This is a genomic window from Amycolatopsis sp. CA-161197, from assembly GCF_050942255.1.
Taxonomy (GTDB): domain Bacteria; phylum Actinomycetota; class Actinomycetes; order Mycobacteriales; family Pseudonocardiaceae; genus Amycolatopsis.
Genome location: NZ_CP192059.1, coordinates 3377016 through 3390666 on the forward strand (window position 1 = coordinate 3377016; position 13651 = coordinate 3390666).

12 protein-coding genes are annotated in these 13651 nt (G+C 71.6%); 8 read left to right on the forward strand and 4 right to left on the reverse strand.

Annotated features, from left to right (window positions below):
- The first annotated feature begins 107 nt into the window (after positions 1-107).
- A complete protein-coding gene (locus ACQPXB_RS16135; protein ID WP_432852768.1) occupies positions 108-950 on the forward strand; it encodes an SDR family NAD(P)-dependent oxidoreductase in 843 nt (280 codons plus the stop codon).
- A 166-nt stretch (positions 951-1116) separates the two neighbouring features.
- Entirely contained in the window at positions 1117-1728 is a 612-nt protein-coding gene (locus tag ACQPXB_RS16140; protein WP_366585339.1) for a TMEM175 family protein, read from the forward strand.
- A 20-nt stretch (positions 1729-1748) separates the two neighbouring features.
- Here ACQPXB_RS16140 and ACQPXB_RS16145 read toward each other — a convergent pair whose 3' ends face one another.
- From ACQPXB_RS16145 to ACQPXB_RS16155, 3 genes are all read right to left on the reverse strand, one after another.
- Entirely contained in the window at positions 1749-3830 is a 2082-nt protein-coding gene (locus ACQPXB_RS16145; RefSeq protein WP_432852771.1) for an AMP-binding protein, read from the reverse strand.
- 136 nt (positions 3831-3966) lie between these two features.
- On the reverse strand, positions 3967-4872 hold the full coding sequence (locus tag ACQPXB_RS16150) for a hydroxymethylglutaryl-CoA lyase (RefSeq protein ID WP_432852774.1): 906 nt from the start codon (positions 4870-4872) through the stop codon (positions 3967-3969).
- A gap of 30 nt (positions 4873-4902) precedes the next feature.
- Complete coding sequence (locus ACQPXB_RS16155; protein WP_432852777.1) at positions 4903-6114, reverse strand: CaiB/BaiF CoA transferase family protein; 1212 nt, start codon at positions 6112-6114, stop codon at positions 4903-4905.
- 118 nt (positions 6115-6232) lie between these two features.
- Between ACQPXB_RS16155 and ACQPXB_RS16160 the strand changes: the two genes are divergently transcribed.
- The 6 genes from ACQPXB_RS16160 to ACQPXB_RS16185 all read left to right on the forward strand — a co-directional run bounded on the left by ACQPXB_RS16160 (position 6233) and on the right by ACQPXB_RS16185 (position 12223).
- Entirely contained in the window at positions 6233-7024 is a 792-nt protein-coding gene (locus ACQPXB_RS16160; RefSeq protein WP_432852780.1) for an IclR family transcriptional regulator, read from the forward strand.
- A 370-nt stretch (positions 7025-7394) separates the two neighbouring features.
- Entirely contained in the window at positions 7395-8774 is a 1380-nt protein-coding gene (locus ACQPXB_RS16165; protein WP_432852783.1) for an MFS transporter, read from the forward strand.
- 14 nt (positions 8775-8788) lie between these two features.
- Complete coding sequence (locus ACQPXB_RS16170; RefSeq protein WP_366585349.1) at positions 8789-9283, forward strand: universal stress protein; 495 nt, start codon at positions 8789-8791, stop codon at positions 9281-9283.
- Between the two features lie 70 nt (positions 9284-9353).
- The gene (locus tag ACQPXB_RS16175; RefSeq protein WP_432852787.1) at positions 9354-10478 is read left to right on the forward strand and encodes an acyl-CoA dehydrogenase family protein; all 1125 of its coding nucleotides are present in this window, start codon (positions 9354-9356) and stop codon (positions 10476-10478) included.
- A 339-nt stretch (positions 10479-10817) separates the two neighbouring features.
- The gene (locus ACQPXB_RS16180) at positions 10818-11771 is read left to right on the forward strand and encodes an LLM class F420-dependent oxidoreductase (protein WP_432852790.1); all 954 of its coding nucleotides are present in this window, start codon (positions 10818-10820) and stop codon (positions 11769-11771) included.
- Positions 11768-12223 (forward strand): winged helix-turn-helix transcriptional regulator, encoded by a 456-nt coding sequence (locus ACQPXB_RS16185; RefSeq protein WP_432852793.1) that lies wholly within the window; start codon positions 11768-11770, stop codon positions 12221-12223. The genes ACQPXB_RS16180 and ACQPXB_RS16185 overlap by 4 nt, the downstream gene beginning before the upstream one ends.
- Before the next feature lie 18 nt (positions 12224-12241).
- Here the strand turns inward: ACQPXB_RS16185 and ACQPXB_RS16190 are convergent, their stop codons facing one another.
- A complete protein-coding gene (locus ACQPXB_RS16190; RefSeq protein WP_432852796.1) occupies positions 12242-13630 on the reverse strand; it encodes a hypothetical protein in 1389 nt (462 codons plus the stop codon).
- Positions 13631-13651: the final 21 nt, after the last annotated feature.

The window sequence follows — 13651 nt, forward strand, 5'->3', positions numbered from 1 at the left end:
GACTGGCAGTCCCAGGGTGAGGTTCGCTCTGCCTGCCCGGGTCCGTGCGTCGGAAAGTCGTGGGTGGGGCCGGAAGTGCCGGCCCCGGTGCCACGAAGGAGTACGTCATGACCGAACACAGCCCGAAGGCCTGGTTCCTGACCGGGGCGTCGCGCGGGCTGGGCGCTGCGTGGGCCCGGGCCGTTCTGGAGCGCGGCGACCGGCTCGCGGCGACGGCCCGGGACGCGTCGTCGTTGAAGCCGCTGGTTGACAAGTACGGCGACCAGGTTTTGCCGCTGGGCTTCGACGTGAAGGACGTGACGGCGGTGCGGGAAGCCGTGGCTGCGGCGGAGGCGCGGTTCGGTGGCATCGATGTGCTGGTGAACAACGCCGGCCACATGCTCGTGGGCGCGGTGGAGGAAGCCACGGACGATCAGGTCCGTGAGCAGATGGAGACGAACTATCTCGGGGCGATGTGGACCACCCGGGCCGTCCTGCCGGGGATGCGTGCCCGCGGCGGCGGCCGGATTTTCCAGGTTTCCTCGCTCGGCGGTGTGGTCGCCTACCCGGCGCTCGGGCTCTACCACGCGTCGAAGTGGGCGCTGGAGGGCGTGAGCCAATCGCTTGCGGCGGAGGTCGCGCCCTACAACATCAAGGTGACGCTCATCGAGCCGATCGTCTTCCAGACCGGCCTGGCCGCCAACTCCCCGCAGACCCGGCCCGACGCCGCGTACGCCCACATTCGCGAGGCGCACGACGACCGGGCCACGAACTTCGTCGCCGGCGACATCGAAGCCACCGGCCAGGCCGTCCTCGCACTCGCCGACGCCGAAGAACCGCCCCTGCGCGTGCTGTTCGGCGCCGGCGGCCTGGACCTGGTTCGCGCGGAGTACGCCCGCCGCCTCGACGGCTGGGAGAAGTGGGACCACCTCTCCCGCCTCGCCCACGGCTCCGCCCCGGACGCGTCGTGACCGGCGCGCAGGAAGCGATCGGCACCGTGGCTGCGGAGTTCTTCGCGGGATGAACGGCCCCGCTCGGCCGGATTTCCCGGCCGGGCGGCCCGCGTCGGCGCAAGTGGCCACCCGGGACTTCCCGCTGTGGTTGGATCTCGGAGTGGATCAAAGCCCGGATCAGAGCGTGCCGCGGACGAAGTCGCCCGAGCGGCTCGTGTTCTTCAGCGACGCCGTGGTCGCCATCGCGTTGACGTTGCTGGTGCTGCCGCTCACCGATCTGGTGCCCGAGCTGGCGGCGGAGCACAAGGACGCCGTCGACGCCGTTCTGGAGCACTGGAACCAGCTCTTCAGCTTCGTGCTGAGTTTTGTGGTGATCGCGCGGATGTGGTGGGGCCACCACCGCATCTTCGAGGAGGTCCGCGCCTACAGCGGGGCGCTCGCGCTCACCAACTTCTGCTGGCTCTTCACCATCGCGGTGCTGCCGTTCCCGACGGAGCTCACCGGTGAGTACGGCACGGACCGCTTCACCACGCTCTTCTACATCGGCACGATCCTCGTCAGCAGTGCGTGCCAGACGGTGCTCGTGCTGATCGTCCGGCGGGACCCGGAGGTGGCCCTGCGCCAAGGGGGCGTGACGGATCGCTGGCTGGCCAACAACGTGCTGTCCGTCGTGGCGCTGGCGGTCGCGTTCGTCATCGGCGCGGTCCGCCCGGCCCTCGGTTACTACGCCTTGCTGCTGCTCGTCATCCCGCCGATCATCGCCCGCCGCCGGTTCAGCGGGCGCGACGACGACTGAGACTCAAGCCCACCGACGATTCACGCCTGCGGCAACGGCCACAGGTCGTCGTTGAGCATCCGCTTGAGGATCTTGCCCGTGGCGTTGCGCGGGAGCTCCGGCACGAAGTACACGTCACGCGGCACGGCGAAGCGCGCCAGCTTCTGGTGGATGTAGTGGCGCACGTCCTCGGCGTGCATGCGCGCGCCGCGGCGGAGCACGACGTAGGCGGCCAGGCGCTGGCCGAACTCCTCGTCCGGCACACCCACCACGGCCGCCTCGTAGACGCCCGGCAGTGCGACCAGCGCCTCTTCCACCGGGCGCGGGAACACGTTCTCGCCGCCGGACACGATCATCTCGTCGGCGCGGCCGGTCACGAAGAGCCGGCCCGCGGCGTCCTGGTAGCCGACGTCGCCGGTGGCCATCAGGTCCTTCGAGCGCGGCACGCTGGAGCCGTTGGTGTAGCCGTCGAAGAGCATGTCGTTGCCGACGAAGATCTGGCCCTCGTCGCCGGGCGGCACGGGGCGGCGCTCGTCGTCGAGGATGGCGATGCGGGTGCCCGGCGGGCAGCGGCCGGCGGTGGTCGGCGCGGCACGCAGGTCGACCGGGTCGGCGATGCTGGCCCAGGAAACCTCGGTGGAGCCGTAGAAGTTGTAGAGGACGTCGCCGAAGGTGTCCATGAACGACGTCACGAACGAGCCCGGCATCGCCGAACCGCTGCTGGCCACGATCCGCAGCGACGACAGGTCGTAGCGGCTGCGCACGCGCTCGGGCAGCTCGTGGATGCGCTGCAACATGATCGGCACGGCGAACAGCGCGTCGCAGCGGTGCTCGGCGATCATCCGCAGCGTCTGCTCGGCGTCGAACCGGCGGATCAGCGACAGCTCCGCCCGCACCGACATCCCGACCTGCAACGCGGCCAGGCCCCAGCTGTGGAACAGCGGCGCCGCGACGGCGATCTTGTCCCGCGCCCGCAAGGGAATCCGCGCGAGGATGCTCGCCGCCGTACTCAGGCCCTTCGGCGTCGGCCGGCGCGCGCCCTTCGGCGTGCCGGTGGTGCCGGAGGTCAGCACCACGATCTGGCCCGGCCGTTTGACCGGCTTCGGCCGCGCGGCGGAGGCGTCGTGGATGAGCTCGTCGACGGTGCGGTAGCCCTGCTCGGCGTCGTCCCACGTGCTCACGCGGGGGAAGTCACCCTGCACGCCCGCGATGGTCTGCGCGAACTCGTCGTCGGCCAGCACCGCGGCCGGCTGGTGCTCGGTGAGCACGTCCTCGACCGCAGAGGGGGAGAGGCCGGTGTTGAGCAGCACCACGTCGACGCCGAGCTTGCTGCAGCCGACGAACGCCTCGACCATCGCCGCGTGGTTGCGGCACATCAGCGCCACGCGCTGGCCCGGCCGGACGTCGAGCTTCGCCAGGGAGTTGGCCAGCTGGTTGCTGCGCTCGTCGATGTCGCGGAACGAGCGGCTGTTGCGCTCGTCGTGCACCGCGATGTCGTCGGCGCCGCGCGCGGTCGCCGCGAGGTAGCCGCCGGCGATCGTGGCGCCCCACTGCGAAAGCGAGTTGAGCTGCTTCGCGACCTTGTCCGGCCGGCCCGCGACGAGCACGCCCGCGCGCACCAGCGTGTTGGCCGTGCGCAGCGCCGTGGCGCGGTCGTACTCGGGCGGCTCGGCGGCTTCGCCGGACAGCTGCAGCTCGATCCGCTGCGTCAGCTCCTTCAGCATGCCCTTGACGGCCGAGCGCGAGAGCAGGTCGTGGTGCTCGGCCGGCAGTGACGGGAGCATCAGGCGCAGCACGATCTCCGTCTGCACGCCAGTCCCGCCCGCGAGCGCGCGCAGCTCGAACGAGACCCAGTTGCGCTCGTCGGGCAGCCCGCACCACACCACGTGTTCGCCGGGCCGGTACACCACCGCGTGGATGGTGCCTTCGACCAACGTTTCCCGGTCGGGAGCCAGCCTGATCAGGCAGCGGGGGCCGCGGCCGCGCAACGGCGCCTCGGTCACCTCGCACCAACTGATCGCCGGCAGGAATCTCGGGTAGAGCTCGGGGGAGCCGATGATCTGCCACACCGCGTCGGGCGGGTGCCCGACGGTCGAGGTCGCCTCGACCACATCGTCTCGCATTGCGATCCGCCTCACCGCCGCGCGCGTTGCGCTCCCCGGTACGTACCGGACGCGCGTTCAGGTGCCGGGCACGCTACCAGCAATCGGCTCGGCTCCGGTACTCCGAATCACCAGGAATTCGACGGGACGGGAATTTTCAGACGAGTGCGGCGGGAACGGCAGGAACCGACGAGAGCGCCGAACCGAGTTCGTGGCCGACGGCGAGCCGGACCTCGTCGCGCAGGCCGGCCAGTTTCGCGACGTCGATCCCGGTGGCGATGCCTTCGCGGTGCAGCAGGTGCACAAGATCGTCGGTGGCGATGTTGCCCGAGGCCCCGGGCGCGAACGGGCAGCCGCCGATCCCGCCGAGCGACGAGTCGAAGCGGCGGATGCCGAGCCGCAGGCCCTCCCACGCGTTGGCGGCGGCGAAGCCGTAGGTGTCGTGCAGGTGCAGGCCGAGCGGCAGGTCGGGCACCGCGTCGCGCACGGCTTCGATCCCGCGGCGCAGCAGGCTCGGGTTGGCCGCGCCGATGGTGTCGGCGAGGTGCAGCACGCCGGCACCGAGCTTGGCCAGGCGTTCCGCGGTGGCGGCGGTGCGTGCGGGGTCGGTGTCGCCGTCGAACGGGCAGACGAACGCCGTCGCGATGGTCGCCTCGAGGGCGACGTCCGCGGCGGTGAGGATCTCGGCGCAGCTCTCGAGCCGGGCGAGCGCGCCTTCGGTCGGCACGCCGGCGTTGGCCGTGCTGTGCCCGTCGCTGGCGGAGACCACCAGCCGCACGGACCGGGCGCCGGCCTCCACGGCCTGCTGCGCGCCACGTTCGGTGAATACCAGCGTGTGGAGGGTGGCGGGGCTGGTCGCCGGGTCGAGCGTGCGCAGGAGCTCGTCGGTGTCGGCCATCTGCGGCACGCGGCGCTTCGAGACGAAGGAGCCGACCTCGAGCGCGCGGAACCCGGCGTCGACGAGGCCGCGGGCGAGGCGGAGCTTGTCGGGGGTGGGCACGGTGCGGGCTTCGTCCTGCAGGCCGTCGCGCAGCACGACCTCGGTGATGAGGACCTTGTCCATGGTGGGTCTCCTTTGTTCTCTGTGCAGGGGTCAGATGACGCCGTCGGCGCGCAGGCGCGCGCGGGTCTCGTCGTCGAAGCCGAGCTCGGCCAGCACGTCTTCGGTGTGCTCGCCGAGCTCCGGCCCGAGCGTCCGCACGCTGCCCGGGTGCTCGCCGAGCGCGGGGACGACGCCGGGGAAGGTGACCTCGACGTCTTCGTCGTCGATGCGCACGGTCCGGCGCTGGTGCATGCCGCGGGCCTCGAAGTGCGGGTCCTTGGTGATGTCCTCGGCGGTGAGGATGGGGCCGCAGGGCACGTCGGCGGCGCGCAGCGTCGTCTCGGCGGCTTCCTGCGACCGGCCCTGCGCCCAGTCGCCGATGACCTGGTCGAGGCGGGCGGCGTTGGCGACTCGGCCGGCGTTGTCGGCCAATGCCGGGTCGTCGGCGAGGTCTGGGCGGCCGATGGCGTGGGCGAGGCGGCGGAAGATGGCGTCGCCGTTGCCGCTCACGACGATGTACTTGCCGTCGCCGCAGCGGTAGGTGTTCGACGGCGCGATGCCGGGCAGCGCGGAGCCGGCGGGCTCGCGGACCACGCCGAACGCGTCGAAGTCCGGGACCAGCGATTCCATCAGCGAGTAGACGGCCTCGTACAGCGCGACGTCCACGGTCTCGCCCCCGCCGCCCTCGCGTTCCCGGCGCAGCAGGCCCATCAGCGCGCCGATCACGGCGTAGAGACCGGCGACGGAGTCGGCCAGGCTCACGCCGACGCGCGTCGGCGGGCGATCGGGGTACCCGGTGAGCGCACGCAAGCCGCCGATGGCCTCGGCGACGCCGCCGAAACCGGGCCGGTCGCGGTACGGGCCGGTCTGGCCGTAGCCGGACACGCGCACGAGGACGAGGCCGGGGTTGAGCTGCTTGAGCTCTTCGGGGCCCAGGCCCCAGCGTTCGAGCGTGCCGGGGCGGAAGTTCTCGAGGACGACGTCGGCTTTGGCGATGAGCTTGCGCGCGACGTCCTGGCCCTCGGAGGAGCGCAGGTCGAGGGTGACGGACCGCTTGTTGCGGCCCAGCGCCCGGAAGAGCAGGGAGGTGTCGCCGGCGTGCAGGCGCCAGCGGCGCAGCTCGTCTCCGCTGCCCGGGCGCTCGACCTTCACGACGTCGGCGCCGAAGTCGGCCAGCAGCCGGCCGGCGGTGGGCGCCGCGATGAAGTTCCCCAGCTCGACCACCCGCACCCCGGTGAGGGGGCCTCGATCGCTCATGATCACGCTCCAACCACATAGTGAGTTGCAGACCCAGAATACGGGTGCGCGTGTCGCCGTCAAGACGATCGAGGCTGACTACACTCGGCGAAACAGTCGGGTGGGTCACAGAAGCGGGGCGGCGATGGTGGAAGAGCGGGGCGGCACCGCGCCGGTGCTGGTGCTGCGGAAGTTCAAGCAGATCCTCGAGTCGTTCACGATCGAAGAGCCCGAGCTGACCCTGCAGCAGATCACCCGCGCCACCGGCCTGCCGGCGAGCACGTGCCAGCGGCTGGTGCACAACCTCGTGCGCGAAGGCTTCCTCGACCGCTACGACGACACCTACCGCGTCGGGCTCGGCCTCGTGCGCTGGGCCGCGCCGGGCACCTTCGGACTGGACCTGGTGCGGCTCGTGCGTCCCGTGCTGCACAAACTGCGCGACGACTCGGGCGAGACGGCCTGCCTGTACGTGCGCGACGGCGCCTTCCGCACGGTGGTTTCGCTGGCCGAGTCGCGCCACCCCGTGATCCGGCTGTTCGTGGTCGGCATGGTCATGCCGCTGCACGCCGGCTCGGCCGGGAAGGTCTTCCTGGCCTGGGACCGCCTCGCGCTGCGCGACGCCGTCGGTCACGGCCTCGCGCGCTTCACCGAGCACACGATCGTCGACATCGACCAGCTCAACCGGCAGCTCGCCCAGGTCCGCGCCGACGGTTACGCCAGCAGCTTCGAGGAACGCGACCTCGGCGCGGCCTCGCTCAGCGCCCCCGTGTTCGGGCTGACGGGCGAGCTGAGCGCCGTGATCGGCATCGGCGCGCCGACCCAGCGCATGACGTCGGCGGACGTGCCGCGGTTGGCGCCGCTGGTGCTCGCGGCGGCGGCCGCGGCGTCGGAACGGCTGGGCTACCGCGCGGGCATGGCGCACGACGTCACCGGCTGACCCTTTCCGGCCGCGTCACGTCCGTGCGCGGCACTGTCACGGGCGTGATTCCCTCATCTGTCCGTCAGTTCGCGCTGGCCGGTGCCTGGACGATCGGTCTCGGCGTCCGCTGTGGCGGGTTCGCCGGGTTCGTCGCGCGGTGAAGATTTCTTGTCGACCGATCCGATCGCGCGACTGACCACCCTTCGTGCTGGTGAGCGGCTCGGCGGGGGCGGATGCGTCCCGATCGGTGGACCCCTCAGGCTGATCCACGACGCTCCGCCACCCTTGACGCCCGCGCACATCCCGCCACATCATGGGGGCACGAATCACATAGTGGATCCTGCTGGCGCTCGATCCGCGCGGCCATGACTGTCAAAGGAGACGACGGATGGCGAACCCCCTCGACACGGCGGAGCCGGGGACGGCCGCGGTCGCGGCGCGGCTCGACCGGCTGCCGGTCACCCGCACCCATCGGCGCGCGACCGTCGCCGTCGGGCTCGGTCTGTTCTTCGAGTTCTACGAGGTGTTCCTGACCGGAACGATCAGCGCGGTGCTGGTCAGCGAGTTCAAGCTCAGCAAGCCGGCGCTCCCGCCGCTGCTGGCCTCGACGTTCCTCGGCATGTTCTTCGGCGCGCTGCTGCTCGGCCGCCTGGCCGACCGCTTCGGCCGGCGCGGGGCGTTCCTGCTGAACCTGGCGCTGTACTCGTTCTTCTCGCTGCTCGGCGCGTTCAGCGGCAACGCGATCATGCTGCTGATCACCCGGTTCTTCGCCGGCGTGGGTCTCGGCGCCGAACCGCCGCTGGCCGACACCTACCTCACCGACCTGCTGCCCGCCCGCAAGCGCGGCAAGCTGATCGCGTGGGCGTACACGCTCGCGTTCTGCGGGGTGCCGGTCGTCGGGTTCCTCGCGAAGGGGCTCACCGAGGGGTCGTTCCTGGGCGTCGCCGGCTGGCGCTGGCTGTTCGTGATCGGCGCGCTCGGCGCCGGCGTCGTGTTCCTGCTGCGCCGTGGGCTGCCGGAGTCGCCGCGCTGGCTGCACTCGGTGGGACGCACGCAGGAGGCGGAGACCGTGATCCGGGGCCTCGAGGCCGAGGCGGGCCAGCCGCCGTCCGACGAGCCCGTGCCCGCGCCGGTCGGGAAGCCCGTGCGCAAGGCCGCGCCGGTGCGGGACCTGTTCGGGCCGACGTACCGCCGCCGCACGATCATGATGACGCTCTTCCACGTGCTGCAGACCATCGGTTACTACGGCTTCGGCACGATGGTCCCGCTCGTGCTCGCGGCGAAGGGCTACCCGGTTTCGCAGTCGTTGCTGTTCACCGCGCTGACGTTCCTCGGCTACCCGGTGGGCTCGGCGTTGTCGCTGCCGCTCGTGGAACGCCTGGAGCGCAAGCACTTGGTCATCGGCTCGGTGCTCGCAATGGCGGTGTTCGGCCTCGCGTTCGGGCTCGCGAACTCCATCGCGCTCGCCATCGTCTTCGGGTTCATCTACACCGCGATCAGCAACGTGTTCTCCAACGCGTACCACATCTACCAGGCCGAGATCTTCCCGACGGGCCTGCGCTCCACGGCGTCGAGCGGCACGTACTCGATCTCGCGGCTGGCGAGTGGCGTGATGCCGTTCGTGCTGGTGCCGCTGCTCGACAGCTCGGGCGCGACCACGTTGTTCGTGGTGATCGGCGCGGCGCTCGTGCTGGTGGCGCTGGACATCGCGATCCTCGGCCCGCGCACCACGGGCCGCTCGGTGGAGAACGTGGCCGGGGAAGGCTGATCGCTCCGGACATAATGGGGCTCGTGGAAGATCTGGTCGAGGAGTACGGCCCGCGGTGGGAATCCGGGCCGTACGAACGGGGAACCGACGGACCGCGCGTGATCCTGGTCGGCACGGACACATCGCCGACGGGGTTGCGCGCGGCTTCGTACGCGGCGGGTCTGGCCCGGCGCCAGCGGGCGCGGCTGGTGGTCGTGTACGTCGCGGCGCCGTCGATGTGGGCCGGGCTGGCCGCGGCGGCCGTGGTGGACGTCGAACAGCAGACGTTCACCGAGGAGATCGCGCAGCTGCGGTCCGAGCTGCACGGCCGCGCGGACGAGCTCGGGGTGCCGGTGACGTTCGTGGTGCGGCGCGGCGAGGCGTATCCGGAGCTGAAGGAGGCCGCGCTCGAGGTGAGTGCGGACATGGTGGTGGTCGGGGCGTCGGAGCAGGGCGGCCACCGGCTCGTCGGCTCGGTGGGCAACCGGCTGGTGCGCGCGGGGATCTGGCCCGTGGTCGTGGTGCCCTGAGTTGACAGGCGCGCGCGGGTCGGTAAAAATTCTGAACCGGTAAGTTTCCTGAACCGGTCGGAGGACGACAGTGGGCACTCGCGACGACCTGCTCGACAAGGCGCAACCGGTGGCCGCGGCGGCCGCGGAGCACGCCGGCGAAACCGAACGGCGTCGCGCACTGGCGCCCGAGGTGGTCTCCGCGGCTCGCGCCTCGGGCCTGTTCCGCGCCGGGCTGCCGGCTTCTCTGGGCGGCGCGGAACCTTCGGCGGCGGCGATCCTGCGCGCTGCCGAGCGCGTGGCCGAGGCCGACGCGTCGGCGGGCTGGTGCGTGTCGATCGCGGCGACGAGCAGCCTGCTCGGCGCGTACCTGCCGGAGAAGGGTGGTCAGGAGGTCTTCGGTGACCCTGATGCCGTGGCTGCCGGCGTGTGGGCGCCGCGCGGCAAGGCCGTCGCCGTCGACGGCGGGATCACGGTGTCGGGGCGCTGGTCGTTCTGCAGCGGCGTGACGCACGCCGACTGGATCTTCCTGGGCGTCGTGCTCGACGGGAAGCTCGTGGTCGCCGCGATCCCCACGGCCGAGCTGGAAATCCACGACACCTGGCACACGTCGGGCCTGCGCGGCACCGGCAGCCACGACACGAGCGCCGACGCGGTGTTCGTGCCGGACCACCGGCTGCTGTCCGTTGTGGACGGTCCGCCCGCCGGCGCCGGGCAGCTGCACCGGTTCCCGCTGTTCGGGTTCTTCGCCGCGTCCATCTCCGCCGCCGCCCTGGGCAACGCCCGGGGTGCGATCACGGAGTTCGTGGAACTCGCCGGCGCCAAGCACCCCAGCGGTTCGCGCCGCTCGCTCGCCGAACGCACGGCGACGCAGAGCGCCGTCGCCGAGGCCGAGGCCTCGCTGCGCGCCGCCCGCGAGTTGTACTACCGCGCCATCGACGACGCCTGGCAGGCGGCTTCCGGGACTTCGGTTGTGCCGGAAGACCTTCGCCTCGCCTTGCGCCTCGCGTGCACCCACGCGGTCCGCACCTCGGCCGACGTCACCCGCTCCCTCTACGACCTCGGCGGCGGCTCGGCGATCTACGAAACATCCCCGCTGCAACGCCGCTTCCGCGACGCCCACACCGCCACGGCGCACTTCCAGGTCAACCCCGCGACGTTCGAGCTGACCGGCCGCCTGCTACTGGGCCTGCCCACCGAAACGGCGCAGCTGTGACCGCGCTCGGGTTGTTCTCGCGGGGTTGCCCGGCGGTGGTGGCCCGGTATGGGGGTGGGTCGCGCGGTGCCCGGGCCGGTGTGGCTCGGTTCGGTGGAGGGGTGCGGCGATGGTCATGACCGTGACAGGCGTGGCGAAGCCGTTTTCGCCGGGTTGCCTGGCGGTGGTGGCCCGGTATCAGGGTGGTTCGGATGGTTTCCGGGTCGGTGTGGCTCGGTTCGGTGGAGGGGGTGGTGCGGCGATGACCGTGACCGTGACAGGTGTGGCGAAGCGGTTTTCGCCGGGTTGCCCGGCGACCGGGTCAGTGTTGCTCGGCTGGGCGAGTGAAGTGGTGCGACCGTGACCGCGCTGGGAGTGGTCACGCCGTTCTGGCTGGATCGGCCCGCGGGGGAGGCCGTGGAGATCGCGGTGGAGGCGGAGCACAACGGGTTCGGGGAGTTGTGGGTCGGGGAGATGGCGACGTTCGACGCGTTCGCGCTCGCGACGGCCGTGAGTCTGCAGACGGAGCGGATCGGCGTAAAGGTGGGGCCGTTGCCGCTCGGGGTGCGGACGCCGGTGGCGCTGGGGTTGGGCGTGGGGTCAGTGGCGACGTTGGCGCGCCGGCCCGTGGGGCTGGCGCTGGGTGGGTCGAGCCCGGCGATCGTGGCCGGCTGGCACGATCGGCCGTGGGACCACGCGGCCCTGCGGATGCGGGAGACCGTGGCCGCGGTCCGGACCGTCCTCGAGGGACAGCGGCTGTCTGTCCACGGGAAACACGTGCGCAGCAACGGGTTCCGCCTGCGGGAGCCGGCGCCGGTGCCGATCACGGTGGCCGCGTTCGGGCCGGCGATGACGCGGGTGGCCGCGGAGATCGCGGACGAGGTCGTGCTGAATCTCGTGCCGCCTTCGCATGTTTCGCGGGTGCGCAAGGAGATCGACGGCCAGGCGCACGCCGCGGGCCGGACGCCGCCGCGGCTGGCGGTGTGGGTGCCCGTTGCGCTGGAGCCGGGGGAGGCGACGCTGCGGCAGCTCGCGGCGCAGGCCAGCGTCTACCTGAGCCCGCCCGGGTACGGCGAGATGTTCGCCGAGCTGGGGTACGGCGAGCTCGTCGCCGCGGCGCGTGCCGGTGCGAAGCGTTCCGCGCTGGTTGCGCCGCCTTCGCTGGTCGCCGACGTCGGCGCGATCGGGTCCGCCGCCCAGGTGCGCGAACGCATCGCGGCCTACCACGCGGCGGGCGCGGACCACGTCGGCCTCGTCCCGGCTACCGCGGAAGACCCGGCCGGCCGCACGCTGCTGCGCGAGCTGGCCCCGTGACCGCCGGGTCGCACCGCTTCCCGGGCGAGTCCGTCGGCCGGGCCCTCGACGTCCTCGGCGAACGCTGGACGCTGCTCATCCTGCGCGAAGCGTTCTTCGGCGTCCGCCGCTACGCCCAGTTCGCCCGCAACCTCGGCATCCCCCGCCCGACGCTGTCGGCGCGGCTCAAGCAGCTCGTGGACCAGGGCGTGCTCGACCGCGCGGTCTACGCCACCGACCCGGACCGCCACGAATACCGCCTCACCCCGACCGGCAAGGAGATCTTCCCGGCGCTCGTCATCCTCATGCGCTGGGGCGACGAGCACCTCCCGCTCCCCGACGGCCCCCCGCTCGTGCTGCGCCACTCCTGCGGCCACCCCGTCGCCCCGCGCCTCACGTGCACCCACTGCGGCGACGAGATCACCACGGCCAACGTGACGCCGGAACCGGGCCCGGGCCACCACGAAGGCTGACCCGGGCCCGGTTGCGGGCTAGCTACGCGTGTAGACCTGCGACCACTCCCAGACACAGCTCTGGCACGTTCCCGCCTGGACCTGGAAGCTGCCCGCGTAGGCCGGGATCCAGCCGTCGGCCACCTTCAGGTCGTAACGCCCGGCGGGCACCGATCCGAACGAGATGTGCCCGTCGGCGTCGGTGGTTCCCGTCGCCGCGGTCTGGCCGGAGATGATGTCCACCAAGCTCGCGGCGGTGTCCGCGATGGCTTCACCGGGGTCTTGGGTGCTGTTCTTGTTGTCGTCGTGGTAGATCCAGCCGCTGGTGGTGCCCGGTGCACCCGGCACTCGCGCCCACAGCCGGACTTCCGGATTGCTGTCGGGGTTTCCGAGTTCGGGACCGAAGTCGCAGTCGACGGCGAACCCGCCGTACTGGTCCGCGAGGGGCGGAACGGTTCCGGTCTCGGTGAAGGTGCGGGTCTCACCGGGTGCGAACGTCAGCGAAGCCGGGTACACGAGGTCGGTCCACGACTGCCAACCCGTGAGCTGGTACTGGCTGCCGCCGATGCGGTCACAGTCCCCGCTGATCCCCGATAACGCCTGGGATCCGGTGTTGGTCAGCGTGAAGGTCACCTGCGCCTGGTCACCCGGCGCGTAGGTCTCGCGATCCACCGACGCGGTCGCCTTCAGCTGGTCCGACAACGGCCGTACCGCGCGCACCTCGAGGTTCTGGTCACCACCGGTGGCATCGACACCGATATTGGTGTCGGGGAGGACCCAGCCGTCGGGCAGCTTCGGCGAGAACAGCTGATAGTGCCGAGCAGGCACGTCTGCGAAGGTGAAGCTGCCGTCCGCGCCGGTCACGGTGTCGAGCGTCCGGTCGCCGTAGATCGTCACGGGGATCCCGGCGAGGCCTTCGCCCGGATCGAACGCGTTGTTGCCGTTGGCGTCGCCGTACACGACCCCGTGCAGCGTGCCCGTGGTCGTGGTCGGGTCCGCGAACGGCACGCTCAGATGCGCCGGCTGCACGTCCCACGACGGGATGCTCGTGCTGGTGATGTCGAACTCGGGCGAGCCGCCTCCCCAGCTGTAGACGGTCGCGTTGAGCGCGAGGGTCCGGGTCTCGTCCGGGGCAAGTGTGGCGCCGGGGTAGCCGAAGTCGCCCCAGCCGTCGGTGGACACGTACGAGCCGGAGTTCTGGTCGGTGTACAGGCTGATTGCGGTCAGCGTCTCAGCCGAAGCGTTGTGCACCGTCACCGTGATCGGGAACGGCTTCCCGACCAGGTGCACGCCGCTGTCGACGGAAGCCGTGATCACCAGCTTCGCCGGGTCCGCGGACGCGGCGGGTGTCACGAGGGCACCGAGGGTCAGCGCGGCGGTCAGTCCGGCGAGCAGCCGGAAGACCCCGCGCGGGGATCTGCGGGACAAGTGTTTCCCCCTGGAAACAGG

What these genes read in the sequence shown, in the direction of transcription:
- ACQPXB_RS16150 (WP_432852774.1), bottom strand. Translation starts at nt 4,872, where the DNA reads ATGGACAAGGTCCTCATCACCGAGGTCGTGCTGCGCGACGGCCTGCAG.
- ACQPXB_RS16165 (WP_432852783.1), top strand. Translation starts at nt 7,395, where the DNA reads ATGGCGAACCCCCTCGACACGGCGGAGCCGGGGACGGCCGCGGTCGCG.
- ACQPXB_RS16160 (WP_432852780.1), top strand. Translation starts at nt 6,233, where the DNA reads ATGGTGGAAGAGCGGGGCGGCACCGCGCCGGTGCTGGTGCTGCGGAAG.
- ACQPXB_RS16135 (WP_432852768.1), top strand. Translation starts at nt 108, where the DNA reads ATGACCGAACACAGCCCGAAGGCCTGGTTCCTGACCGGGGCGTCGCGC.
- ACQPXB_RS16170 (WP_366585349.1), top strand. Translation starts at nt 8,789, where the DNA reads ATGGGGCTCGTGGAAGATCTGGTCGAGGAGTACGGCCCGCGGTGGGAA.
- ACQPXB_RS16145 (WP_432852771.1), bottom strand. Translation starts at nt 3,830, where the DNA reads ATGCGAGACGATGTGGTCGAGGCGACCTCGACCGTCGGGCACCCGCCC.